This window comes from Ralstonia sp. ASV6, assembly GCF_016429285.1.
In the GTDB taxonomy this organism is placed as follows: domain Bacteria; phylum Pseudomonadota; class Gammaproteobacteria; order Burkholderiales; family Burkholderiaceae; genus Ralstonia; species Ralstonia flaminis.
Genome location: NZ_JAELUI010000019.1, coordinates 13,667 through 37,993, shown reverse-complemented (window position 1 = coordinate 37,993; position 24,327 = coordinate 13,667). Strand labels below are relative to the sequence as shown.

Here is a 24,327-nt window from a genome sequence, read left to right as displayed (position 1 = left end):
TAGGAGAAGATCGATGCAGAAAGCCAAGATTCTGATTTCCTTGATGCTGGCGGTCTCTGCGCTGGTGCCGCTCGCGAGCCACGCACAAGACCATGACCGTGACCACCGTGGGGATCGCGACCGTCACGAAGAGCGTGTCGATGTCGACCGCCGTGCCGATCGCGAGATGGCCCACCGCTGGAACCGTGGCGAACGGATTCCACCAGAGTACCGCGATCGCCAATACATCATCGACAACTGGCGTGACCATCATCTGGCACCGCCGCCGCGCGGAGCCCACTGGATTGGTGTCAACGGCGGTTATTACCTCGTGCAACCGAGCGGTGTCGTCCTCAACGTGACCATCGGCGGATAACGCGCACATTCGTTGATCAACAAGAACCCGCGACTGCGAAAGCATCGCGGGTTTTTTCTTTTTGGGTGCAGCAGCGTCAATCGAGTGGATGTGCCTGGTGCAGATAAAGCAAACAAAAAGGTAGCTTAGGGATCGCTGAAAGAACCATGGCGGCCCGCAATGTGTACGTCATCCGCATTGCTGAAAGTCTGCGTCTTACCCAACCCACAGCAGTTAATCATGGCACGCCATTCCAAACGTCAGGCGGGCGCGTATTCGCTCGTCCTGATTTCGACGCTGTTCTCGTTGGCCGCTTGCGGCGGCGGTGACGACACAACCGCATCCACCCAACCGCCCACAACGGCGCAGCCCGCCGAAGCCAAGCCGCTGTCGCTGACGCTTCTGCACGTGAACGATCACCACTCCCATCTCGATGCGGAGTCGGTCAAGCTCAACCTGATGACGGCTGCGGGCAAGCGTGAGCCGATCGACGTGGAGTACGGCGGTTTCGCGCGCGTGACGTCCGCCATCCAGTCGCTGGCAAGTGCTTCGCGCAACGTGGTGAAGATTCACGCGGGGGACGCCGTCACCGGAGACCTGTACTTCAACCTCAGCAACGGCAAGGCCGATGCGGAGATGATGAACACGGTCTGCTTTGATGCGTTCACGCTGGGCAACCACGAGTTCGACAACACCGATAGCGGCCTGAAGACCTTCATCGACTACCTGCATGCAGGCAATTGCAAGACACCGGTGCTGAGTGCCAACGCCAAGTTTGCGGCCACCTCCGCGCTGGCCAAGGGCCCGGTGAAGGCCTCGACCGTGGTGGAGCGCGACGGGCAGAAGATCGGCATCATCGGCTTGACCATCGCTGACAAGACCAAGAATTCTTCGCGCCCGGATGCGGGCACCACGTTCGACAACGAAGCCGTGGCCGCGCAGGCCGAGATCAACCGCCTGCGCGCCCAGGGCATCAACAAGATCGTGATTGCCTCGCACGTGGGCTACACCGGCGAGCTGGCGTTGGCCAAACAGCTCAGCGGTGTCGACGTGATTGTGGGGGCAGATTCGCACACGCTGCTCGGGCCCAAGGCCACCATGCAGCCGCTGGGCCTGACCCCGGAAGGCGACTACCCGACCCGCACCACTGACAAGGACGGCAAGCCCGTCTGCGTGGTGCAGGCGTGGCAGTACAGCTACGTGGTCGGTGAGCTGAAGGTGGACTTCGACAAGAACGGCGATGTCGTCAACTGCCAGGGCACGCCGCACGTGCTGATTGGCGACACCTTCAAGCGTGGCACGGTGGCGGTGTCCGATGCTGACGCCGCCGCCATTCGCCAGGACATCGCCGCCAGCGGCGTGCTGCGCGTCACTACGCCGGATACTGCTGCGGCCGCCAAGCTGGCCGGCTACAAGGCTGACAAGGACGCGCTGGGCAAGAAGGTCGTGGCCACCGCGCCGACCAACCTGTGCCTGCGCCGCGTACCCGGCACCAAGCGGGACGCCACGCGCTCCACGCTGGGCGACGTCTGCAACAAAGACGCCGATGTCATCGCCCATGGCGGCGATGTGCAGCAGCTCGTGGCCCAGGCGTTCCTGGAGCGCGGCAAGGCCTTCTTCAACGCCGACATCTCCATTCAGAATGGGGGTGGTGTGCGTGTTGATCTGCCGGCCGGCAACGTGACCGTGGGTGGCATCTACAGCGTGCTGCCGTTCAAGAACACGCTGGTGCAGCTCAAGATGACGGGCGCCGAAGTGAAGGCCACGCTGGAGGATGCCATCGCATCGGTGGTCGCCAATAACACCGGCTCCTATCCCTACACCGGTGGCCTGCGCTGGAAGGTGGACCTGAACCAGGCCGCCGGCTCGCGCCTGAGCCAGCTCGAAGTGAAGACCGCCTCGGGCTATGTGCCGCTGGACCTGGCCAAGACCTACAGCGTGGTCACCATCAACTTCCTTGCGGATGGCCAGGACGGCTACACCACGATGAAGAGCGTGACCGGTGCACGCCGTACCGAAGTCGGCCTCGACTACGCCGAAGCCTTCCTCACCTATGTGGATGGCCTGCCCGGCACCACCAAGCAGCTCAACAAGCTGCCGGTGGCGGACTACAGCACGCAGAGCTACATCGAAACGCCCTGACCCGCAGTCGGGCTGGAGCATGTCTCGCCTATGGCGCGGCACGCTCCAGCCTCAATACAACAACCACAGGTGCGCCATCGCACCGCTTTTCCGACCCCATCCCATGCGTTTGCATTACATCCTTCCCATCGTGCTCTCCATGGCGTTGCCAGCCCATGCCGAGCTCATCTTCAGCGAATACGTTGAAGGCACATCGAACAACAAGGCGCTCGAGATCTACAACCCCGATAGCACCGAGGTCGATCTGTCGCTCTACAAGGTCGAGCAATACAACAACGGTGCCGCGACGCCGACCACGTCCTTCGCGCTCACCGGCAAGCTTGCCCCGGGCGCGGTGTACGTGATGGCCCACAGCACGCTGGCTGGTGTGCTCGGCTCCAAGGTCAACCAGACTGCGGCGTTCACCTTCAATGGCGACGATGCCATCACCCTCACGCGCTCCGGCACGGTGGTGGACCACATCGGCCAAGTCGGCTACCGGCCTGCAGTGGGCTACTGGGGTACGGCCACGGCCGGCACCATGGACCACACACTGCGCCGCAAGAGCACGGTAAAGCAAGGCGATACGAACATCTCCGCAGTCTTCGATCCGGCTGTGCAATGGGATGCGTTCAATGTCGACGACTTCTCCGATCTCGGCCTGTACAACGGCCAGGGCGGTACGCCAACGCCGCCGCCGGTGCTGCCCGTGTGCGGCGCGGCGGCCACGCATATCGCAGATGTGCAGGGCGCAGGGGCAACGTCGCCGCTGGCCGGCCAGAACGTTGAGATCGAGGCCGTGGTGACGGCTGATTACAGCGGCACCAACGGCTTCAACGGCTTCTTCGTGCAGCAGCCCGACGCGCAGCGCCGCAAGCTGGCAGGCGTATCTGAGGGCCTGTTCATCTATGCGCCCGGCGTGACCGCGCGTGCCGGCGATCTGGTTCACATCGTCGGCAAGGTCGAAGAGAAGTACGGCCAGACCCAACTGACACTGGCCACGAATGGCCTTGCAAGCTGCTCCAGTGGCAACCGCGTGACGCCGGTGGATGTGACGCTACCTCTGGCCGATGCTAAGTCGCTGTCAGCTTATGAAGGCATGCTGGTGCGCCTGCCGCAGACGCTCACCGTGAGCGAGACGTACGAGCTTGGCCGCTATGGCAGCGTGCTGCTCAGCAACGGTCGTCTGCCACTGCCGACCAACGTGGCCCCAGCTGCGAACGGTGCGGCTGCGCAGGCTGCGGCCAATGCGCTCAACCGCCTGGTACTCGATGATGGCTCCAACCAGCAGAACCCAGGTACGGTGCCGTATCCAGCGCCGGGTCTGTCCGCCGCCAACCCGGTGCGCGCCGGTTACACGGTGAGCGGTGTGCAGGGCGTGCTGGAGATGCGCTACAACGCGTGGCGTCTGCAACCGGTGCCTGGTGCTGCTGCGCCGGTCTTCAACGCTGCCGGCAACCCGCGCACCGGTGCGCCCGCGCGTCACGCACAGGCAGACGTGCGCGTAGCTTCGTTCAACGTGCTCAACTATTTCAATGGCGACGGCAAGGGTGCCGGCTTCGACGATCCGAACAACCGCGGCGCCAAGACGCAGGCCGAGTTCGAGCGGCAGGAAGCCAAGATCGTTGCGGCCATCCGCGCCATCAACGCCGATGTGGTTGGCCTGATGGAGATCGAGAACGATGGCTATGGTGACCTGAGTGCTATCCGCCGCCTGACCAGCCAACTGGGTGCCGACTGGCGCTTCGTTGATCCGGGCGTGCCCAAGCTGGGCGGCGACGCGATCACGGTGGCGATCATCTACAACAGCCGCACGGTGGAACCGGTTGGCACAGTCGCAACGCTGGCGATTGACGACAAGAACCGCCAGCCGCTGGCTCGCAGTTTCCGCCGTATTGGTGGCACGCAGAACTTCACCGTGGTGGTCAATCACCTGAAGTCCAAGGGTTGTACCGGTGCCACCGGCAAGGACGCCGACCAGGGCGATGGCCAGAGCTGCTGGAACCCCACCCGCCTGCGCGCCGCGGGCCTGATCGCCGATTGGCTCGCCACCTCGCCGACGGGCGTGGCCGACGTGGGCAAGCTGCTGATTGGTGACCTGAACAGCTACGCCAAGGAAGACCCGGTGCTGTTGTTCGCGCAGAGGGGCTACGCCGACATGGTTGCCAAGTTCGTCGGCAAGGACGCGTACAGCTATGTGTTTGGTGGTGAGTCCGGCTACATCGACCACGCGCTGGCGACGTCCGGCCTGGCGGATCGCGTGCGCGCCGTGCATGAATGGCACATCAATGCCGACGAGCCGATCGCGCTGGAATACTCGTTCGCTTACAAGAGCGCCGAGCAGCAGCAGACGTACTATGCGCCGGATGCCTACCGTTCTTCGGACCACGATCCGGTGCTGGTTGACTTTGCGCTCAATACGCAAGCGACGGGCGGCACCCCGGGCACCGGCAGCACGACCCCGGAAGGCAGCACGGGCACACCCGGCGGCAGCAACAACGTGGGTGATTCGGGCTCGGGCTCGCTGGACCCGCTGATGTGGCTGACGCTGACGGCCGGCATGGTCGCCCTGGCACGCCGTCGTTCGTGGCGCGCCTGAGCACCTGGACACACCGCCGGCCTGACTGGCGGTCGCACAGCCCGGTGCATCCGGGCTTCCTGGCGGCCGCCTTGCTGATGCTTGCGCTGCAGGCGGGCGGAGCAACGGTGGTTGATGCCTTGTGCTATGACCGCGCCGCCATCATCAATGGCGAGGTGTGGCGGCTGGTCTCCGGTCACCTCGTCCACCTCACCTGGGCGCACTGCCTGCTCAACGTGGGTGGTTTGACCGCACTCGCGGCCATCCTGCCCGCGTCGCTGTGTGCCTGGCGCCGTTGCATGGTGCTCGCCACGCTGATCGGTCTGATTCTCTTTGCGGCCCTGCCTGGGCTGCAGTTCTATGCCGGGTTCTCCGGCATCAACTACGGCCTTGCTGTGCTGGCGCTGCTGCCACGTGCGCGTCGCGAAGCGATTGCCGCCGTTGTGCTGGCCGCGCTTGTCGGCCGTGCCGTCTGGCAGTGGCTCGGTGGCGTCAACATGGATGCTGTGGCCTGGCTTGGTGCACCGCCCCTTGCTGCTGCCCATCTGGCAGGGCTGGCTGTCGGTGCGTTGATGCTGAGCGTTTCCATGATCCGCCACAGGCCAGAAGCCACGGGCCCGCCAGTCAACCCTGCGGGGCGAGCAACGCGCTGAGTACAGCGTCGATACGATGTGGTTTGGGACGTGGCGCAACGCGGACGGCGTACGAGATTGCACGCGTGCGCCGGGTCGCAGGGGAGACGGGCAGAAACAAAAAGAGGCCGATTCAGCAATCGAGAATCGGCCCAACGAGCCCTGCAAGGAGGCAAGGTCGATATGAACGTGGTGTCGTCACGCCGCGGCCTCGCAAGGGAGGTGCGGGTGACGACGATTTGGTGATGCGCCGTCGTCCGGCGCGTACGGCTTAGAAGCGGTGACGCAGGCCGATCGTGGCGCCGGTCTGGTTTTCGCCCGCTGCAACAAAGGTCGAACCTGAGCCGCTCAGGCCTTGCGTCGAACCGTTCTTGTTCTTCGCGTAGCCGATGTTCAGGTAGACATCGGTGCGCTTGGAGAACGAGTAGTCGGCCGACAGTACGAACATCCACGGATCCGCGCTCGAGTTGCGGTTGTCCGTGTAGTACGCAGCGCCCGTCAGCAGCAGGGCCGGCATGACGCGGTACTGGCCGCCCAGCCAGTAGACGTTGGTGCGCGTGATGGTGGCCGTGGCGCTGGCCGTACCGTCGTCGCGCAGCCAGCGGAAGCCGCCGAACACCTTGGCATCGTCAAAGGCGTACGACGCACCAATCGCGGCGCGCTTGGCGCTGCGGTCCTGCAGCGCGACCGTGGCGCCCTGGTACTGGTCATACGCGGTACCGATCGAGAGGTTGCCTGCCGCATAGGCGAAGCCCAGACCGTAGTTGCGGGCCACCTTGGCTGCGCCCGGCACTTCGCCGTTGTTGTCGCGACCGAAGCTGTAGAAGCCGATGGCGGTCAGCCCGCCGAACTTGCCGGTGTATTTGATGGCGTTGTCAGCGCGGCCATTGAATGCCGAGTCGACAGCGGCCAGCGAGTAGCGCGGGTTGGCACCCATCGGGTCATAGGCGCCGAACAGGTCGTACAGCGCGGTCTGCTGACGACCCAGCGTGACGGCGCCAAAGTTGCCTTGCAGGCCAGCGTAAGCCTGGCGGCCGAACAGGCGGCCACCCTGGGCCGACATACCGGTGTCGAGGTCGAAGCCGCTTTCGAGCGTGAAGATCGCCTTCAGGCCGTTGCCGAGATCTTCCGTGCCACGCAGGCCCCAGCGCGAACCGCTCAGGTTGCCGGCATTCATGCGGACGGCGGTGTTACCGCCGGTGCTGTTGCCCGGCACGTGATTGATGGCTTCGATGCCAATGTCGGCCAGGCCGTACAGCGTCACGCCAGATGCGGTTTGGGCGAATGCCCCGGAAGCGCCACAGGCTGCAGCGATGGCTGTCATTGCGAGGAGAGCTTTTTTCACTGTCTATCTCAACTTATGTTCGGGTGAAAGGATGTCGCCGCCGTCGACCAAGCGCGCATGGCATGAGCGCATTCGCCCCCCCTTGGCGTAGCGGCAGGACGCAGGCTATTGATGCCATGTGAAATTTCGTTGGCGTATTACCAGCAATTCGTAAGCGACTCGCAAGCACCGTCCGCATTGCGTGAACAGTAAGAGGGCAGGGAAATGGCGGGCCGCGTGTGACGCGGGAAGGGATATCGGCTGCTGTGAGCAGAGCAACAAAAAACCCCGCAGAGCCAAGCCCAGCGGGGTTTCGTTGCCAAACGTCGGAGACGTTTGAGTGCGGTATTTGGTGGAGCCGGCGGGAATCGAACCCGCGTCCGCAAGCCCTCCACAGAGAGTTCTACATACTTAGTTCTGTCATTTGATTTAACCGCCGCATCGCGGACGAACACGCTCTACGACGGCGATTCACTAGGTTTTCGTCTCTAGGCCCGTGACTCACCTAAAGCTTATCTGACGTAAATGACCTCGCTAGTCTTGCGACCCTAGCCCGTCAGCGAGCCAGTGCGAGGACGGCGGCCCTTAGGCTGCCAGTGCGTAACGTTCGTCGTTAGCAGTTATTGCATTCCCATTGATTAACGAGGTGACGGGTCCTCGGTATGCCCTCCGCTGCTTCGCAACCCACGTCGAAACCAGGTCGGCCCCAGAGAAGAAACGTGATTATCCCATAGATGGGCTACTTCAGCGCGAAATCAACCCGGGTGGTCTTGCCTTTGTCCTTGATACCCTCGGCGTTGAGCTTAGGCGCCACCACAAAGAGACGTCCAGGATCCACACGTTCGGCCAGCGCCACATGCACGGCGTTGGCGCGGCGCTGGGCGAGTTCTCGCAGGTCCGCATCCGTCACCTGCACGTTGGTTTCCATCAGCTTGCGCATTTCTTCCGGCGGCAGCGATTTCGCCAGGCCGATCATGTTGCGCGGCTTCGGGAACTTGGCGGCCTTGTAGGCACGCTCCAGGTACTTGTTCTCTTCTTCGGGTTTGACGGAGGTGTCGGCCTCTGCGGCATCGCCGGCGTCCTTGAGTTTCTGCTCGCGGATCTGGCGGTTCACAGCTTCGCGGCGCAGGCCGTCACGGTCGAATTCCGGGTCGACGCGGCCGACAATGTCGAGTTTGAGCGCCGGGCGGTCCTTGAGCGCGGTCGCCAACTTGTCCAGCTTTGCGATCGACGCCGGGCCGATGACCGACGTGCCCGGATCGAACTCGATATAGCCGAGTTCTTCACCACCGGCACCGCCGAAGGCGCTGGCCAGCAGCGAGAACGGTGCTGTCACCGCACGCACGATCAGGTTGACTAGTGCACGTATGACGATGCCGCCGACGCTGAACTGCGGATCATCGAGCGAGCCCGACACCGGCAAGTGCACGTCGATCTCACCGCGCGAGTTCTTGAGCAGCGCCACCGCCAGTCGCACGGGCAGGTTGGTCGCATCCTTGCTCTCCACGCGATCGCCGAAAGTGAGTTGATCGATGAAGATGTGGTTGTCTGCGGTCAGCTTCTTCTGGTCCAGCAGGTAGTGCAGATCCATCGTCAGCTTGCCCTTGGTGATCGGGTAGCCGGCGTACTTGGCGGAGTAGGGCGTCAGGTTGGTCAGTTCCACGCCGTCGGCCTTGGCTGACAGGTCAACAAAGGCGGTGGGTGCGAGCGGGTTGATCTTGCCGTGGATGTCGACTGGCGCAGTGCCGTCGACACTGCCGCGCAAGGCCACGTCGGCGGGTGGCTGGTTAGCGGCCGTGCTGATGGTGCCTACCGAGCCGCCAATGGCCGTCAGGTTGGCGGTGTAGTTGGGTTTGACGAAGTTGTCGGTAAAGCGGATGTTGCCGTCTTGCAGCGTGATGGCATCGATGCGCAAATCGGCACCACCAGACTTGGGTGCCGTGGCTGCCACGGCCGACGCAGGTGCGGCCACCGGTGCTGAGGCGGCAGCTACGGCCACCGGCGCACTGACGACGGGGGCGGCAGCAGGGGCCGAAGCCGAGGCGGGCTGCGCCTGCGTGAGCGAGCGGCGCTCCTCATCCGACTGCACGCGGATGTCCTGCAGGTTCAGGCGCCCGTTCGGGTTGATGATGATCCGCGCATAGAACGTCGACAGCGCCACCGCACCCACGCGCACACGAGGCGTATTGCCGTCGTAGTTGGCCTGGATGCGGTTGAGCGCAAGCGAGCGCCAGCGCAGGAAGTCGTCAGAAGTCACACGATCCTGCAAGCGCACGTTGCCCAGCGTCGCGTTGCCCTGGTAGCTGACCGTCAGCGCCTTGCCCTGGTTGAGCACCAGGCGGCCGTCCATTGTCAGCAGCGCGCTGGTGATGGCTGCATTCAACGTCTTGTCGAGGTATGGATCGAAGCCCGCCAGCGACAGATTCTGCGTGTTCACGCGCAGGTCAGCCTTGAGCGGCTGCGGCACCACGTCGCCGCGCACATCCAGTTTGCCCTTGCTGCCCAGCCCGGCGCCAATCTGCACGTTGACCGGCTTACCGAGATCAGTCGATGCGTTTTGCACGACCACGTTCAGCGGTTCAACGCGCACCTTCACCGGGTGTGAGTTGGTCTGGTCTTCAAAGCCGACCGCGCCGTTGTCCAGCTTGAACGTCTGTACGGTCACGGCCCAGGGCTTCTCGGCCGGTGCACTCGGTTTGGACTTGGCCGCGGCAGCGGCGGGTTTAGCGGCGGCGGGTGGTGCGCCGTCGAGCAGCGTCAGCGTGGTCGCACCGTCCTTCTTGCGCAGCGCATCGAGTTGCAGGCCATCCGCACGCACTTCGTTCAGGGCGATCGTACGGGCTGCCAGGTCGAAGCTTTTCACGTCGGCGCGCAGCAGCTTGGCGCGCAGCGCCGTGTCCTTGCCCGCGGGTGGCGCCATCGACAGATCCGCCAGGCTGGCCGTCAGCGGTTCTGCGCGCACGTTGAACTTGTCGGCGCCGAAGTCGAGCGCGACCTTGCCTTCCGCCGACAGCGCACCGTTTTGCAATTGCGGTGCGCCTGCCTGGCGTAGATACGGCCCGATGCCGACCAGCTTCACGCCGTCGAGCTTCAGTTCCAACTCGCCATTGCTTTTCTCCAGCGAGGTGTTGCCCTTGACGTTGAGCGTGCCGCCTTGAGACAGCTTGGTCCCCACGTCAAACGTGATCGGGCCCCCCAACGTGCGTACGGCCACTTCGCCATGCAGGTCTTCCAGCGCGAGGTCCGCCGCCGGCTGTGTGGTGGCATCGCGCCAGTGCACGGTGCTGTTGGCCAACTGCAGTTTGCTGATGACAACGTCCAGAGGTTTCGGGTTGGCAGTGGGCTCCGGTGCGGCAGGCTTGGCCTCCGCCGGTGCTGGCTTGCCGCCCAGTTGCGCGAAGTTGATCGACCCATCGGCAGCACGCACTGCATCCACGCGTACGCCGTCGACCGTCAGTGCGTCCAGGTGGAATACGTTGTCTAGCGGGCGCACGTCGGTCAGCGTTGCGCGCACCTGTTTGGCGGCCACCAGCGGAGCCTTCTTGGCGTCGGTTACTTCCAGGTTGTCGAGGCCGGCGGTCCCGTGCACGCGCAGCACCGGAGCGCCGGTTTTCGGCTTCTGGAAGTCGATCGTCAGGTCGGTCGTCAGTTTGCCCTGCGGCACGGCCACCGGCAGCGGGCCGGGCACATAGCCGAGGTAGCGGGGCAGTTCCAGACCGTCGAGCTTGATGTTCAAGTTCGATTCCAGTGAATCGGCAAACGGCTTGGTCTGACCCGTGAAGTGGAGCGGAGCACCATCGATGCGCGCTGCCAGCAGGGGTTGCACGAAGATGTTCACGTCGGCCGGCAGGCTCGCCAGGAAGGGCACGCCGATCTGCAGGTTGTCCACCTTGTGCTGCGCGCCCAGCGGTTGATCGACAAACTCGATCGCGCCGTTGGTCAACTGCAGGTTGGCAAACACGAAGCGCGCCGGTTCGGTCGATTTCGGCTTGGGCGGGTTCTCCGGCGCAGTGAGCCTGTCGACGACATCGGAGAAGTTGAAGCGCTGTTCGGCGGTACGCACGATGTGCACGCGCGGCGCATCGATACGCAGTTCTTCGATGACGGGGGCACGGCGGAAGATCGAACTCCACGAGGCATTCACGTGGAGGTGGCCGACGTCCACGAATGGCGTCTTGCCGTCGCGCTCGGCGATGTGGAGCTGGTCGACATCGAGCCGCAGTGTGTACGGATTGATGCTGATCTTGCCGACCGTGACCGGCCGCTCCAGGACCTTGCTCAACTGCGTCTCGGCCAGGTGGTGCAGCAGCGGCGGTCCGCCCAGAGCACCCAGCAGGCCGAACATCACCAGGAAGATGAGTACACCCAACCCGATACGCTTGGTGCGCCGCGACGTACCAACCTGTGCGGCGCGTTGCCAGCCGGCTGTGCCGCGCACACGATCAAGCCGTGCGCGCCAGTCATTGGGCTTTGATTGCAGGTCGGGACGCGAGTCGGGGGAGGTGCTCATGCTGGTGTCGGTCCGGCCACGGTGTGGCGTACTTCGTCAGTCGGTTGACCGCCGCGTTCTGTGCGGAAGGCGGCGGTCCTGAAAGGTGCCTGGCGTCGGCCCTGGCGCCGCGCTTAAGTGCGTTGCGATGCGAGCAGCAGCGGAATCAGCTCGGCGGCGTTGGCGATCAACGCATCTGCGCGCCATTCCGAGGGCGGCGGCCCATTACCACAATAGCCGTAACTGGCAGCAATAGTAGGCATGCCGGCGGCACGGCCGGCTTCGATGTCGCGTACGTCGTCGCCCACGTAGACGATCTGCCGCGCCTCCACGCCGATGGATTCGGCCGCATGCAACAGCGGGGCCGGGTGGGGCTTGGCGTGTGGCGTCGTATCCCCGGCGACAACGCATGCCGGCGGCACCGGAAACGTCAGCTGGGCCACCAGGGGCACGGTCAGCCGGCCCGCCTTGTTGGTGACGATGCCCCAGGGGATGCCCGCGCGGCCGAGTTCAGCCAGCACGTCTGCCATGCCTGGGAACAGCGCCGTGCGCACGCAGATCTCTGCCTCGTAGTTGGCGAGGAACGCCAATCGCAGCGATTCAAATTCCACATCCTCCGGCCCGATGCCGAAGGCCACGCCGAGCAGCCCGCGCGCGCCATGTGAGGCGACGGGGCGCAGTGCCTCGTAGGCCAGCGGCTCCAGGCCGCGGTCCATGCGCACTTTGTTGGCTGCGGCCGCCAAGTCTGGCGCAGTGTCGGCCAGCGTGCCGTCCAGGTCGAACAGCACCGCGCCCAGCGGAGCCGGAAATTTGCCCGCTGTCATGCGTTGCCCGGACGACGCGTGGCCATCAGATAGTTGACGCTGGTGTCCTGCGTCAGGGCGTAGCGCCCGGTGATCGGGTTGTATTCCAGCCCACGCATCTGCTCAGGCTGCAAACCTGCCAGGCGTGCGAACGAGGCAAGCTCCGACGGGCGGATGAACTTGGCGTAGTCATGCGTGCCGCGCGGCAGCATGTTCAGCACGTATTCCGCGCCGATTACCGCCAGCAGGTAGGCCTTGGCATTGCGATGGATGGTCGAAAAGAACACGTGACCGCCCGGTTTGACCAAGGTCGCGCAAGCGCGCACAACCGACGCCGGATCGGGCACATGTTCGAGCATCTCCATGCAAGTCACGACGTCGTAACTGCTGGGCTCACGTGCTGCGAGCGCTTCTGCTGCGATCTCTTCATAATCGACGGCAACGCCCGCTTCCAGACTGTGCAGATCGGCAACCCGCAATGCTTTGCGTGACAGATCAATGCCTTTGACGTTCGCCCCAGCACGCGCCATGCTTTCAGAGAGGATGCCGCCGCCGCAACCAATGTCGACAACGCGCTTGCCCGCCAGCGGCGCGATGGATTGAATCCAGTCGAGGCGCAGCGGATTGATTTCGTGCAGGGGTTTGAACTCGCTGTTCGGGTCCCACCACCGGTGGGCGAGTTCGCTGAATTTTTCGAGTTCGCCGGGATCGGCGTTCGCGTGAGTGGTAGTCATGTTGCGCTGCGCCTGGGCATAACGGCTAGGTGAGGAAATGTACCAAAAAGCGCCGTCTCGACCAAATCAGGCGCGCCGGAAAAAAGGTTTCACATTGAAACAAAGGTGAACGAACGCGCATGCGTTTTCTCCAATCGACACCTTCCTTCAAGGAGAGATCAATGAAATCCAAACGAATTCTGGCGGGGCTCGGTGTTGTGGGCTTGACGGTGCTGGCGGGCTGCGCCGCACCGGGGTACGGTGGTGGATATGGTGGCGGCTACGGTGGTGGCGGTGGGTATGCGCCGCCCCCAGCATACGGCGGTCAGCCACAACAGCAGCCGGGCGCATTGTACGGCCGGGTCGAATCGATCCAGCCGATGCAAGCACCGGTTAACAGCCCGGGCATCCTGGGCACGATCATCGGCGGTGTGGCGGGCGGTATCCTGGGTCACCAAGTTGGCGGCGGTACAGGCAACACGGTGGCGACGATCGGCGGTGCTGCACTTGGCGCCTATGCGGGTAACCAAGTTGAGCAGCGTGCAGCTGCGGGCGGACAAACCGTGTACCGCATCAGCGTGCGTCTGGACGATGGCCGTGTCGCTACCGTCACGCAGCAAAACCCGAACAACCTGCGCGTGGGTGATCGCGCCATGGTCGCCAACGACCAGGCAACGCCATCTTACTAATAGAGAAGGGCGAGCGGGGTTCCGGACCTTGGAGCATGAAAAGGCGGGGGCATGAGCGTCACCGCTTTTTTGCTGCCTTGGTCATCCGCAGATCGATAAGCCAGCCAAGCTGAACGCTAGGTGTGCAGGCGAAAAAAAAGCCCAGCTTTCGCTGGGCTTTTTCCTTCGGTCGAAACCGAATTACTTGCGCGTGCCGACCACTTCAACGTCAACGCGGCGGTTCGGTTGCTGGCAGGCGATTTGTGCCTTGCGAGCGCCCTTGCACGACTTCGGATCAACCTTCAGCTGGCGCTTGCCCTTGCCTTCCGTGTAAACACGGTTGGCTTCGATGCCCTTGCTGACCAGGTAGCCCTTGACGGCTTCAGCACGACGGACCGACAGGCGGTCGTTGTACTTGTCCGAGCCGAACGAGTCGGTGTGGCCAACGGCGATCACGACTTCCAGGTTGATGCCTTGCAGCTTCGAGACCAGGTCGTCCAGCTTAGCCTTGCCTTCCGGCTTCAGCACAGCCTTGTCGAAGTCGAACAGCGTGTCAGCAGCGAACGTAACCTTCTCGCTCGACACAACCGGAGCAGCCGGGGTAGCCGGAGCGGCCGTCGGAGCAGCTGCCGGAGCCAGAGCGCCGTCGCACTGAGCGTTGGCAGTTGCCGGCGTCCAGAAGCCATTGCGCCAGCACAGTTCGTTCGTGCCGTTCTTCCAGACCCACTCGCTCGTGCCGTTACCCCAGTTGTCGTTGACGGCCTTCTTTTCGTAGGGCACCGACTGAGCGTAAGCGGACGCAGCCATGGCTACCGCAGCTGCAGCGAACGCGAGCTTGGCAAATTTTTTCATATTTCTCCTCTCAGGATGAGATCACCGCAGAAGACTGCGAGCAGATGGGACGAAAACAAGTCATACATTCTTCGGAGTATAACATTCTCGGTGTGGTGAAGGCTCCACTTCGAACAATGTCTGCCTCTTCGCTGGGGGATTGTGCCACAAGCACGCACTCCTAAAAAGCAAATATAAGCGATTCGAACGGGGCACCACGGCCTTGTGGTGTGTACGCAACAAGGCAGGAAACTGCTCGCAAACCCTTGTGGGGACTGGGTCGCGGGTTTTGTCCGACTTCGCAGGGAACGTGCCCGAGGTTGAGGATGCGTCGCTCGCCCGCATGAGGGGAGGGGGGCTTGCGGCATGGTAAAATGTTCTGTTATTCGCGCAACCGCAGTGCTTCGTAGTGATCGCTACGGGGCCTCTCACCGTTCGCCCAATGGATCAATTCGCCAAAGAGACACTCCCGGTATCGCTCGAAGAGGAAATGCGCAGTTCGTACCTCGCTTACGCCATGAGCGTGATCGTGGGCCGCGCCCTTCCAGATGTACGGGATGGTCTCAAGCCGGTGCATCGCCGTGCGTTGTATTCGATGCACGAACTGAACAACGACTGGAACCGTCCCTATAAGAAGTCCGCACGTATCGTCGGGGATGTGATCGGTAAGTATCACCCTCACGGCGACACTGCTGTATACGACACCATCGTGCGGATGGCGCAGGATTTCTCCCTGCGCTACATGCTGGTTGATGGCCAGGGCAACTTCGGCTCGGTCGACGGCGACAACGCCGCGGCGATGCGTTACACCGAAATCCGCCTGTCGAAGATCGCCCATGAACTGTTGGCCGACCTCGACAAGGAAACCGTCAATTTCGAGCCGAACTACGACGGCAGCGAAAGCGAGCCTTCGGTCCTGCCGGCGCGCATCCCGAACCTGCTGGTCAACGGTTCGTCCGGGATCGCGGTCGGTATGGCGACCAACATTCCGCCGCATAACCTGAATGAGATTGTCGACGGTTGCTTGCATCTGCTGAACAATCCGGAGGCAACGGTTGATGAGCTGATCGAGCTGATCCCGGCGCCGGATTTTCCGACGGCCGGCATCATCTACGGCATCTCGGGCGTGCGCGAAGGCTATCGCACCGGCCGTGGTCGCGTGGTGATGCGCGCTAAGACGCACTTTGAAGATATCGACCGTGGTCAACGCCAGGCGATCATCGTTGACGAGCTGCCCTATCAAGTTAACAAGCGCACGCTGCTTGAGCGCATTGCCGAGCTGGTGACGGAAAAGCGTATCGAGGGTATCTCCGACATTCGCGACGAGTCGGACAAGTCCGGCATGCGCGTGGTGATCGAACTCAAGCGTGGTGAAGTGCCGGAGGTTGTGCTCAACAACCTCTATAAGAATACGCAGCTGCAAGACACCTTCGGCATGAACATGGTGGCGCTGGTCGATGGCCAGCCGCGCCTGCTGAACCTGCGCCAGATGCTGGAGTGCTTCCTGCTGCACCGCCGCGAGGTGGTGACGCGCCGCACCGTGTTCGATCTGCGCAAGGCGCGCGAACGTGGCCACATTCTGGAAGGTCTGGCTGTCGCACTGGCCAACATCGACGAGTTCATCGCCATCATCAAGGCTGCGCCGACGCCGCCGGTTGCGAAGGCCGAGTTGATGAGCCGCAGTTGGGATTCGGGCCTGGTGCGCGAGATGTTGTCGCGTGCCGAGGGCGAAACCGCGGGTGGCCGCGACGCTTACCGTCCGGAAGGTTTGCTGCCGGCGTTCGGCATGCAGGGTGACGGCCTGTACAAGCTGTCGGACACGCAAGCGCAGGAAATCCTGCAGATGCGCCTGCAACGCCTCACCGGGCTGGAGCAGGACAAAATCGTCCAGGAATACCGCGAAGTGATGGCGCAGATCGCCGATCTGCTGGACATCCTGGCGCGTCCGGAGCGCATTACTGCCATCATCGTCGAGGAAATCACCGCCATCCGCGCGGAGTTCGGTGATGAGCGCCGCTCGCAGATCGAGCACAATGCAACCGAGTTGGATACAGAAGACCTCATTACGCCGCAAGATCTGGTGGTGACGTTGTCCCACAGCGGTTATATGAAGAGTCAGCCGATTTCCGAGTACCGTGCGCAGAAGCGTGGTGGTCGTGGCAAGCAGGCCGCAGCCACCAAGGAAGATGACTGGATCGACACGCTATTTGTCGCCAACACGCACGATTACATCCTCTGCTTCTCGAACCGTGGCCGTCTGTACTGGCTGAAGGTGTGGGAAGTGCCGGCGGGCAGCCGTAACTCGCGCGGCCGACCGATCGTCAATATGTTCCCGCTGTCGCCGGGCGAGAAGATCAACGTGATCCTGCCGGTCAAGCAGTTCGATGAGCAGCATTTCGTGTTCATGACCACCTCCAAGGGCACGGTTAAGAAGACGGCGCTGACCGATTTCTCGAACCCGCGCAAGGCCGGCATCATCGCTGTGGACCTGGATGAGGGAGACTTCTTGATCGGCGCTGCCATTACCGATGGTCAGCACGACGTGATGCTGTTCTCGGATGCGGGCAAGGCGGTTCGTTTTGATGAGAACGACGTGCGTCCGATGGGGCGCCAGGCGCGTGGCGTGCGCGGTATGAACCTGGAGGAGAACCAGCAGGTGATCGCCATGCTGGTGGCGCCGGCTGAAACCGAAACCGAAGGCGAGGGTGCGCAAGTGAGCGTCGGTAGCGTGTTGACCGCCACCGAAAACGGTTACGGCAAGCGTACTCCGATCTCGGAGTACACCCGTCACGGTCGCGGTACCAAAGGCATGATCGCCATCCAGACCTCCGAGCGGAACGGCAAGGTGGTGGCTGCCGCGCTGGTGGCGCCGGAAGACGAGATCATGCTGATCACCACCGGTGGCGTGCTGATCCGCACGCGTGTGGATGAGATCCGCGAAATGGGTCGAGCCACGCAAGGCGTCACGCTCATCAATGTGGGTGAGGGCAACAAGCTGTCCGGTCTGCAGCGTGTCGTGGAGTCCGACGCGGAAGGTGATGAAAGTGTGGAGACGCCAGATTCCGCACCGGACGCCGATGCACAGTCGGATGACAGCGCCGAGTCATAATTGGAAACAACTTTTGCTTGCCGTTGCGCGCAGTTCTGGTCATGATGCCGGACCTGTGCGCGGCAAGGGCTGGAACTTATGCGTCACGCTCCGGCCTAAACGCAACGCTTATCTCAAGGGAGCAACAATGCACAAGAGTCTCAAACTCAAACATCTGATCGTGGTGGCTGGTTTCGCTCCGCTGTTTGCGTTCGCCCAAGCTGGCGGCGATGCAGACAAGACGGCTGCCATCAAGGAATTGCTGACGACGATGAATGTTGACGCAGCCATCAAGGGTCAGGGTGAAGTGCTGGAAAACGGCGCCAAGCAAGAAGCCCCGCTGGTGCTGGAGCAATCGCTGGTCGAGAACAAGTCGCTGAACGACAAGCAAAAGCAGGCTGCTGTCGACAAGCTGAAGAAGAACGGCGCCGTGCAGCGCATGACCGACGGCGCCGGCAAGGCGTTCGAAACGGATGCCTTCCGCAAGGATGCTCTGCAGGCTCACTACGATTCGCTGGGCAAGTACTACTCGACCCAGGAAATCAAGGATCTGACCACGTTCCTGAAAACGCCGAGCGGCCAGAAGTTCATGGCTAACCAAGGCAAGGCCATGCAGGAAGTGTGGGGCAACGTGATGCAGAAGTACGGTCCGCAAGTCGGCAAGGCAATGCGCGACATGGCTGACAAGGAAGTCGCTGCTGCAGCGAAGTAATTGAGCGCACTATCGACGATATAGGTGGACGAGCGGGGCGCAATCCCCGTCGCGCCGCCAGTTGGTAGATAATGGCTGTTTGGGTTCGCGCCCAGACAGCCATTTTTCTTTTGCCTCCCTCTCATGAGCCAAGCCGATCTCGCCATCCAAGCCAGCCAGGCACGTGTCTATAACTTTTCGGCGGGGCCAGCCGTGCTGCCGGCCGAGGTGCTGCGGCAGGCGGCGGAAGAGATGCTCTCCTGGCAGGGCAGCGGCATGAGCGTGATGGAGATGAGCCATCGCGGCCGCGAATTCGAAAGCATTCTTGCGCAGGCCTTTGCGGATTTGCGTGAACTGCTGGCGGTGCCGGATCACTACGAGATCCTGTTCTTGCAGGGCGGTGCGATCGCTGAAAACGCCATCGTTCCGCTGAACCTGATGCGCCGTCTATCCGTCGATGCGCCCAAGGCGGACTACGTTGTCACTGGCACGTGGTCGGTAAAGTCTCAGCAGGAAGCGCGTAAGTACGGTGAGGTGAACATCGCCGCCACCAGCGAGGCCGAGCGTTTCCACAAGATTCCGGACGTATCGAGCTGGAATCTCTCGGATGACGCGGCCTACGTGCACCTGTGTACGAACGAGACCATCGTCGGCGTGGAATACCAGGAGACGCCCGACGTCGGTCAAGCGCATGGGCGCGTGGTGGTGGCCGACGTGTCGAGCCACATTCTCTCCCGGCCGATCGACTGGGATGGCTATCAGGTTCTGTATGGTGGCGCGCAGAAGAACATCGGCCCCGCCGGCCTGACGATCGCCATCGTCCGCAAGGACTTGCTGGGCCATGCACACCCGCTGTGCCCGTCGGCATTCAACTGGCGCCTCGTGGCCGAGAACGGCTCGATGTACAACACACCGCCCACGTACGCGATCTACATCGCTGGGCTTGTGTTCCAGTGGATCAAGCGCCAGGGCGGTGTTGAAGCGCTGGAGACGCGAAACATCGTCAAGTCGAAGATGCTGTACGACTTTATCGACGCGAGCAGCTTCTACCGCAACGAAATCCATCCGACGTGCCGTTCGCGCATGAACGTACCCTTCTTCCTCAACGACGAGTCCCGCAACGAGGCGTTCCTCACGCAGGCGCGCGCGCGCGGGCTGGTGCAACTCAAGGGCCACAAGTCCGTGGGCGGCATGCGGGCGAGCATCTACAACGCGATGCCGCTGGAAGGCGTGGAAGCGCTGGTCGACTTCATGCGTGACTTTGAGCGGGCGTCCGCCTAAGGCATTCGCCCAACCACGGCAGAACATTGCGCGAAGCGCCTGCTTCGCGCGGCAATTTGCAATCCATTGCCGAACCCGATTCCTACAATGACCAGTCAGTCAGACGATACGAAGCAAAACAAGGACGCCGCACTGGCGGCGGAGTTGGCGCCGTTGCGCACGCAGATCGACGCCATTGATAACCAATTGCTCACGCTGCTCTCCGACCGCGCCAAGGTGGCGCAGGAAGTGGGCGAGGTGAAGAAGCGCTATTCGTCGCCTGCGTTCCGGCCGGACCGCGAGCTGCAGGTGATCCGCAAGATGCAGTCGAGCAATTCGGGTCCGCTACATGATGAGAGCATCGCTGCCATCTGGCGTGAGGTGATGTCTGCGTGTCGCGGCCTGGAGCAGGCGCTGCGCATCGGTTACCTGGGCCCGGCGGGCACGTTCTCGGAGCAGGCGGTGATCGCGCATTTCGGTCATGAGATCCAGCCGATGCCTTGTCCGAGCATTGACGAGGTGTTCCGTGCGGCGGAATCCGGCACGGTCGATTGCGGTGTGGTGCCGGTTGAGAATTCGACGGAGGGCGTGGTGTCGCGCACGCTCGATCTGTTCTTGACGACGTCGCTGAAGATCAGCGGTGAGATTGCGCTGCGTGTGCACCACAATCTGTTGCACAAGACTGGCGACATGTCGCAGGTGAAGGTGGTGCGCGCGCATGCGCAGGCGCTGGCGCAGTGCCAACGGTGGTTGAACACGAACTATCCGAACCTGCCACGCGAGGCCGTGTCGAGCAACGCCGAGGCTGCTCGTATGGCGGGTGAAGACGAAATGGTTGCCGCGCTGGCAAGTGTGCAGGCGGCCAACCGCTACGGCCTGCATGTGGTGCGCGCCAACGTCGAAGACGATCCGCATAACCGCACGCGTTTCGTCGTCATTGGCAACTATGAGACGGAGCCGAGCGGGCGTGATCAGACGTCGCTGATTCTGTCGGTGCCGAACGAGGCCGGCGCAGTCTACAAGCTGCTGGCGCCGCTCGCGGAGAACGGCGTGTCGATGTGCCGTTTCGAATCGCGTCCGGCGCGCAGCGGTGCGTGGGAGTACTACTTCTACGTCGATGTGGAAGGCCACCAGCGTGATCCGCAAGTAGCGCGCGCGCTGGAGAAGCTGCGTCATGACGCAGCGTATTTCAAAGTGCTGGGGTCCTATCCCTCGGCACGCTAACGGGGACGAGGCAAGCCAGCGCTGGTTTGCAGCGCTCCCGAGGGATTCAAAAGCGCGCCTCGCATGGGCGGGGCGCTGATACCAAAGGAGCACCCCATGTCTTTGCAGTTCGGCCCGGCGTATGTCCGCGCCATCGCCCCCTATGTGGCCGGCAAGCCGATTTCCGAAGTAGCACGCGAGTTCGGCTTGGATGCCGCGCGCATCGTCAAGCTGGCGTCGAATGAGAACCCGCTTGGTATGCCGCAATCGGCCAAAAGCGCGATGGCAGCCGCCATTGACGAGCTGGCGCGCTATCCGGATGCCAACGGCTTCAGCCTGAAGGCCGCACTGCATGCCAAGTTTGGCGTGCCCGAAGCGTGGATCACGCTGGGCAACGGCAGCAACGACATTCTCGAGTTGGCGGCCCGCGCACTGGTGGAACCGGGGCAGGGCGTGATGTATGCGCAGTACTCATTTGCCGTGTATGCGCTGGCGGCTCAGGAAGTCGGTGCGCACGCCATTGAAGTGCCGGCTCGCGACTACGGCCACGACCTCGACGCGATGGCCGCGGCCATCACGCCGGACACGCGTTTGATCTACATCGCTAATCCGAACAATCCGACTGGCACGTTCCTGTCGGCCAGTGAAATCGCTGCGTTTCTGGCCAAGGTGCCGCCGACCGTCGTGGTTGTGCTGGACGAGGCCTACAACGAATTCCTCAAGCCCGAACAGCAGTACGACTCGACGGCATGGGTGCGTCAGTATCCGAACCTGCTGGTGTCGCGCACGTTCTCAAAGGCCTATGGGCTGGCTGGCTTGCGGGTGGGCTACGGCATCGCACAACCGCAGTTGACCGATCTGCTTAACCGCATTCGCCAACCGTTCAATGTGAACAGCTTGGCGCAGGCCGCAGCGGTGGCCGCGCTCAATGATGCGGAATTCCTGCGCCAATCGGCTGAGCTGAACGCTGCGGGCTACGCGCAACTGACTGAAGCCTTCGATCGTCTCGGCCTGCAGTACGTGCCGTCGTCTGGCAACTTCGTGCTGGTGCGCGTGGGTAACGACAACAGTGCTGGTGCACGCGTGAACATTGCGTTGCTCAAGCAAGGGGTGATCGTGCGTCCGGTCAGCAACTACGGCCTGCCGCAATGGCTGCGCATCAGCATCGGGCTGCGCGAAGAGAACGCCACCTTCATCGAGGCGCTGGAAGTGGCGCTGGCGCAGGAAAAAGCCGCCGCGTAACTTCTGTTGCAACCGTTGCGGCGCCCTAGTTCAGGCATCGGGCGCCGCGCACATCGGGCTACAATGCCGCTTTGCTTTTTTTCTGGCAGGGCGGTGTTGTGGCCTCTTCTTTTTCCAGTTCACGGTTGGTGATTGTCGGCGTCGGCCTGATTGGTGGTTCGTTGGCGCTGGCGTTGCGTCGCGCGGGTGTGGTCGGGCAGATCATTGGCGTCGGGCGTTCGGCCGCGTCGCTTGAAGCGGCGATTCGCCTGGGCGTGATCGATGAAGCGCTGCCGATGGAAGAAGCCGTGCGCGGCGCCGACATGGTGGTGCTGTGTGCACCCGTCGCGCAGACGTTACCGTTGCTGCTCGCCATGCAGCCGCACCTGGGCCCGGACACCACCGTCACGGATGCCGGCAGCACCAAGTCTGACGTCATCATGGCAGCCAAGACGGCGCTGGGTGATCAGGTCAGCCAGTTCGTGCCCGCGCACCCGATCGCTGGCCGTGAATTGAATGGCGTGGAGGCCGCACTGGCCGATCTCTACGTCGGCAAAAAGACCGTGCTGTGTCCGCTGCAGGAAAACCGTCGCGTTGATGTCGCTCGCGTGCAGGCGATGTGGGAGGTAGCGGGAGCGCACTGCCACATCATGTCTGCCGTGCAGCACGACGCTGTGTTCGCGGCGGTCAGCCACCTGCCGCACGTGCTGTCGTATGCGCTGGTTGCACAGATCATCAATGCCGAAGACGGCGCGCTCAAGCTCGACTTTGCCGGCGGCGGTTTCCGCGATTTCACGCGCATCGCCGCGTCGTCGCCCGAGATGTGGCGCGACATCTGCTTGTCGAACCGCGAAGCGCTGCTGCGCGAGTTGAACACCTACGAAGCCGCAATCGGCCGTCTGAAGACGATGATTGCCGAGCGCGATGGCGCCTCGCTTGAACGCGTGTTCCGCCGCGCGAGCGAAGCCCGTCTGGCTTGGCCGCAGCGCGTGGCGCCAACCACGCAACCCGAATAACGTTTTGTTTTGAACTGACTGGATTCATGGAACATCTCGACGTCGGTCCGCTGAAGACGGCGCGCGGCACCATCAAGCTGCCAGGCTCGAAGAGCATCTCCAACCGCGTGCTGCTGCTGGCCGCACTTGCGCAGGGCGAAACCGTCGTACGCGCGTTGCTCGACTCCGATGACACGCGCGTCATGCTGGACGCACTCGGCAAGCTGGGTGTCTCGGTTGAAGGTCTGGGCGACAACGCCTATCGCGTCACCGGCACCGGTGGCCGTTTCCCGAACAAGTCCGCAGATCTGTTCATGGGCAACGCCGGTACTGCCATCCGCCCGCTGACGGCCGCGCTGGCGCTGCAAGGCGGTGAGTACACACTGCACGGCGTGCCGCGCATGCACGAGCGGCCGATCGGCGATCTGGTCGACGGCCTGCGCCAGGTCGGCGCGCACATCGACTACACCGGCAACGAAGGCTATCCGCCGCTGGCGATTCATGCCGCGCCGGTCAAGATTGACGCGCCCATCCGCGTGCGCGGCGATGTGTCCAGCCAGTTCCTGACTGCGCTGCTGATGTCGCTGCCGCTGGTCGAGTCGGCAGGCAACGTCACCATTGAAGTGGTTGGCGAGCTGATCTCCAAGCCCTACATCGAGATCACGTTGAACCTAATGGCGCGCTTTGGCGTGCAGGTTGTGCGCGACGGTTGGGCATCGTTCATCGTGCCGACTGGCGTCGCATACATGGCACCAGGCGAGATTTTCGTGGAAGGCGATGCCTCGTCGGCGTCGTACTTCCTGGCCGCCGGCGCGCTTGGTGGTGGGCCGGTGCGCGTGGAGGGGGTTGGCATGTCCAGCATCCAGGGCGACGTCCGCTTTGCTGACGCGCTCAACCGCATGGGCGCCAACGTGATGGCGGGCGACAACTGGATCGAAGTCCGCGGCGTCGAGCGCGACGACGGCAAGCTGCATGCGGTCGAGTTGGACTGCAACCACATCCCAGACGCGGCGATGACGCTGGCGGTGGCCGCGCTGTTTGCCGACGGCACTACCACGCTCACCAACATCGCAAGCTGGCGCGTCAAGGAAACCGACCGCCTGTCTGCCATGGCCACCGAACTGCGTAAGCTCGGCGCCGAAGTGGAAGAGGGCGCCGACTACATCCGTGTGACGCCCCCGTCGCAATGGACTTCGCCCGCTGGCGGCATCGATACCTACGACGACCACCGAATGGCGATGGCCTTCTCTCTGGCCGCGTTTGGCCCGGTGCCGGTGCGCATCAACGACCCGCGTTGCGTCGCCAAGACGTTCCCGGAATATTTCTCGGCGTTCGGCGGCATTACCGCTTGAAACGCAATTAACCACCAGCTCTTA

17 protein-coding genes and 1 other RNA gene are annotated in these 24,327 nt (G+C 62.9%); 12 read left to right on the top strand and 6 right to left on the bottom strand.

Annotated features, from left to right (window positions below; translation table 11 throughout):
- Positions 1 to 13 precede the first annotated feature (13 nt).
- From JHD73_RS05460 to rrtA, 4 genes are all read left to right on the top strand, one after another.
- Positions 14 to 355, top strand: a complete 342-nt coding sequence (locus JHD73_RS05460) for an RcnB family protein (RefSeq protein WP_199028580.1) — start codon at positions 14 to 16, stop codon at positions 353 to 355.
- 219 nt (positions 356 to 574) lie between these two features.
- Positions 575 to 2,476: a bifunctional UDP-sugar hydrolase/5'-nucleotidase gene (locus JHD73_RS05455; RefSeq protein ID WP_199028578.1), complete on the top strand. Its 1,902-nt coding sequence runs from the start codon at positions 575 to 577 to the stop codon at positions 2,474 to 2,476.
- A 103-nt stretch (positions 2,477 to 2,579) separates the two neighbouring features.
- Positions 2,580 to 5,054 (top strand): ExeM/NucH family extracellular endonuclease, encoded by a 2,475-nt coding sequence (locus JHD73_RS05450; RefSeq protein ID WP_199028576.1) that lies wholly within the window; start codon positions 2,580 to 2,582, stop codon positions 5,052 to 5,054.
- Complete coding sequence (gene rrtA / locus JHD73_RS05445; RefSeq protein WP_368735498.1) at positions 4,994 to 5,686, top strand: rhombosortase; 693 nt, start codon at positions 4,994 to 4,996, stop codon at positions 5,684 to 5,686. Before JHD73_RS05450 ends, rrtA begins: the two co-directional genes overlap by 61 nt.
- Before the next feature lie 250 nt (positions 5,687 to 5,936).
- On the opposite strand, the gene JHD73_RS05440 is transcribed toward rrtA, so the two are convergent.
- The 5 genes from JHD73_RS05440 to ubiG all read right to left on the bottom strand — a co-directional run bounded on the left by JHD73_RS05440 (position 5,937) and on the right by ubiG (position 13,015).
- Positions 5,937 to 7,010 (bottom strand): porin, encoded by a 1,074-nt coding sequence (locus JHD73_RS05440; protein ID WP_199028574.1) that lies wholly within the window; start codon positions 7,008 to 7,010, stop codon positions 5,937 to 5,939.
- 329 nt (positions 7,011 to 7,339) lie between these two features.
- Positions 7,340 to 7,697, bottom strand: a transfer-messenger RNA (tmRNA) gene (gene ssrA, locus JHD73_RS05435).
- A 31-nt stretch (positions 7,698 to 7,728) separates the two neighbouring features.
- Positions 7,729 to 11,499: a DUF748 domain-containing protein gene (locus tag JHD73_RS05430; protein ID WP_199028572.1), complete on the bottom strand. Its 3,771-nt coding sequence runs from the start codon at positions 11,497 to 11,499 to the stop codon at positions 7,729 to 7,731.
- Positions 11,500 to 11,612: 113 nt separating this feature from the next.
- Positions 11,613 to 12,302 (bottom strand): HAD-IA family hydrolase, encoded by a 690-nt coding sequence (locus tag JHD73_RS05425; RefSeq protein ID WP_199028570.1) that lies wholly within the window; start codon positions 12,300 to 12,302, stop codon positions 11,613 to 11,615.
- Positions 12,299 to 13,015 carry a bifunctional 2-polyprenyl-6-hydroxyphenol methylase/3-demethylubiquinol 3-O-methyltransferase UbiG gene (ubiG, locus tag JHD73_RS05420; RefSeq protein WP_199028568.1) on the bottom strand — a complete coding sequence of 239 codons (717 nt, stop codon included), beginning with the start codon at positions 13,013 to 13,015 and terminating at the stop codon, positions 12,299 to 12,301. Before ubiG ends, JHD73_RS05425 begins: the two co-directional genes overlap by 4 nt.
- Positions 13,016 to 13,176: 161 nt before the next feature.
- Between ubiG and JHD73_RS05415 the strand changes: the two genes are divergently transcribed.
- Positions 13,177 to 13,683, top strand: a complete 507-nt coding sequence (locus JHD73_RS05415) for a glycine zipper 2TM domain-containing protein (RefSeq protein ID WP_199028566.1) — start codon at positions 13,177 to 13,179, stop codon at positions 13,681 to 13,683.
- 180 nt (positions 13,684 to 13,863) lie between these two features.
- On the opposite strand, the gene ompA is transcribed toward JHD73_RS05415, so the two are convergent.
- Entirely contained in the window at positions 13,864 to 14,514 is a 651-nt protein-coding gene (gene ompA / locus JHD73_RS05410) for an outer membrane protein OmpA (protein WP_199028564.1), read from the bottom strand.
- Between the two features lie 421 nt (positions 14,515 to 14,935).
- On the opposite strand from ompA, the gene gyrA reads away from it, so the two are divergent.
- The 7 genes from gyrA (at position 14,936) to aroA (ending at position 24,303) form a co-directional block, all read left to right on the top strand.
- Complete coding sequence (gene gyrA / locus JHD73_RS05405) at positions 14,936 to 17,602, top strand: DNA gyrase subunit A (RefSeq protein WP_199028562.1); 2,667 nt, start codon at positions 14,936 to 14,938, stop codon at positions 17,600 to 17,602.
- A gap of 127 nt (positions 17,603 to 17,729) precedes the next feature.
- Positions 17,730 to 18,293 carry a DUF2059 domain-containing protein gene (locus JHD73_RS05400; protein ID WP_199028560.1) on the top strand — a complete coding sequence of 188 codons (564 nt, stop codon included), beginning with the start codon at positions 17,730 to 17,732 and terminating at the stop codon, positions 18,291 to 18,293.
- Between the two features lie 123 nt (positions 18,294 to 18,416).
- Positions 18,417 to 19,553: a 3-phosphoserine/phosphohydroxythreonine transaminase gene (gene serC / locus JHD73_RS05395; RefSeq protein ID WP_199028558.1), complete on the top strand. Its 1,137-nt coding sequence runs from the start codon at positions 18,417 to 18,419 to the stop codon at positions 19,551 to 19,553.
- 87 nt (positions 19,554 to 19,640) lie between these two features.
- The gene (gene pheA / locus JHD73_RS05390; protein WP_199028556.1) at positions 19,641 to 20,756 is read left to right on the top strand and encodes a prephenate dehydratase; all 1,116 of its coding nucleotides are present in this window, start codon (positions 19,641 to 19,643) and stop codon (positions 20,754 to 20,756) included.
- Between the two features lie 96 nt (positions 20,757 to 20,852).
- Positions 20,853 to 21,977 (top strand): histidinol-phosphate transaminase, encoded by a 1,125-nt coding sequence (gene hisC, locus JHD73_RS05385; protein ID WP_199028554.1) that lies wholly within the window; start codon positions 20,853 to 20,855, stop codon positions 21,975 to 21,977.
- Positions 21,978 to 22,075: 98 nt separating this feature from the next.
- On the top strand, positions 22,076 to 22,972 hold the full coding sequence (locus tag JHD73_RS05380; RefSeq protein ID WP_199028552.1) for a prephenate dehydrogenase: 897 nt from the start codon (positions 22,076 to 22,078) through the stop codon (positions 22,970 to 22,972).
- Between the two features lie 26 nt (positions 22,973 to 22,998).
- A complete protein-coding gene (gene aroA, locus JHD73_RS05375) occupies positions 22,999 to 24,303 on the top strand; it encodes a 3-phosphoshikimate 1-carboxyvinyltransferase (RefSeq protein ID WP_199028550.1) in 1,305 nt (434 codons plus the stop codon).
- Positions 24,304 to 24,327: the final 24 nt, after the last annotated feature.

Coding starts and splice junctions, on each gene's coding strand:
- gyrA (WP_199028562.1), top strand. CDS start 14,936: ATGGATCAATTCGCCAAAGAGACACTCCCGGTATCGCTCGAAGAGGAA.
- pheA (WP_199028556.1), top strand. CDS start 19,641: ATGACCAGTCAGTCAGACGATACGAAGCAAAACAAGGACGCCGCACTG.
- JHD73_RS05430 (WP_199028572.1), bottom strand. CDS start 11,499: ATGAGCACCTCCCCCGACTCGCGTCCCGACCTGCAATCAAAGCCCAAT.
- ompA (WP_199028564.1), bottom strand. CDS start 14,514: ATGAAAAAATTTGCCAAGCTCGCGTTCGCTGCAGCTGCGGTAGCCATG.
- JHD73_RS05450 (WP_199028576.1), top strand. CDS start 2,580: ATGCGTTTGCATTACATCCTTCCCATCGTGCTCTCCATGGCGTTGCCA.
- JHD73_RS05460 (WP_199028580.1), top strand. CDS start 14: ATGCAGAAAGCCAAGATTCTGATTTCCTTGATGCTGGCGGTCTCTGCG.
- serC (WP_199028558.1), top strand. CDS start 18,417: ATGAGCCAAGCCGATCTCGCCATCCAAGCCAGCCAGGCACGTGTCTAT.
- JHD73_RS05455 (WP_199028578.1), top strand. CDS start 575: ATGGCACGCCATTCCAAACGTCAGGCGGGCGCGTATTCGCTCGTCCTG.
- hisC (WP_199028554.1), top strand. CDS start 20,853: ATGTCTTTGCAGTTCGGCCCGGCGTATGTCCGCGCCATCGCCCCCTAT.
- JHD73_RS05415 (WP_199028566.1), top strand. CDS start 13,177: ATGAAATCCAAACGAATTCTGGCGGGGCTCGGTGTTGTGGGCTTGACG.
- ubiG (WP_199028568.1), bottom strand. CDS start 13,015: ATGACTACCACTCACGCGAACGCCGATCCCGGCGAACTCGAAAAATTC.
- JHD73_RS05400 (WP_199028560.1), top strand. CDS start 17,730: ATGCACAAGAGTCTCAAACTCAAACATCTGATCGTGGTGGCTGGTTTC.
- JHD73_RS05425 (WP_199028570.1), bottom strand. CDS start 12,302: ATGACAGCGGGCAAATTTCCGGCTCCGCTGGGCGCGGTGCTGTTCGAC.
- aroA (WP_199028550.1), top strand. CDS start 22,999: ATGGAACATCTCGACGTCGGTCCGCTGAAGACGGCGCGCGGCACCATC.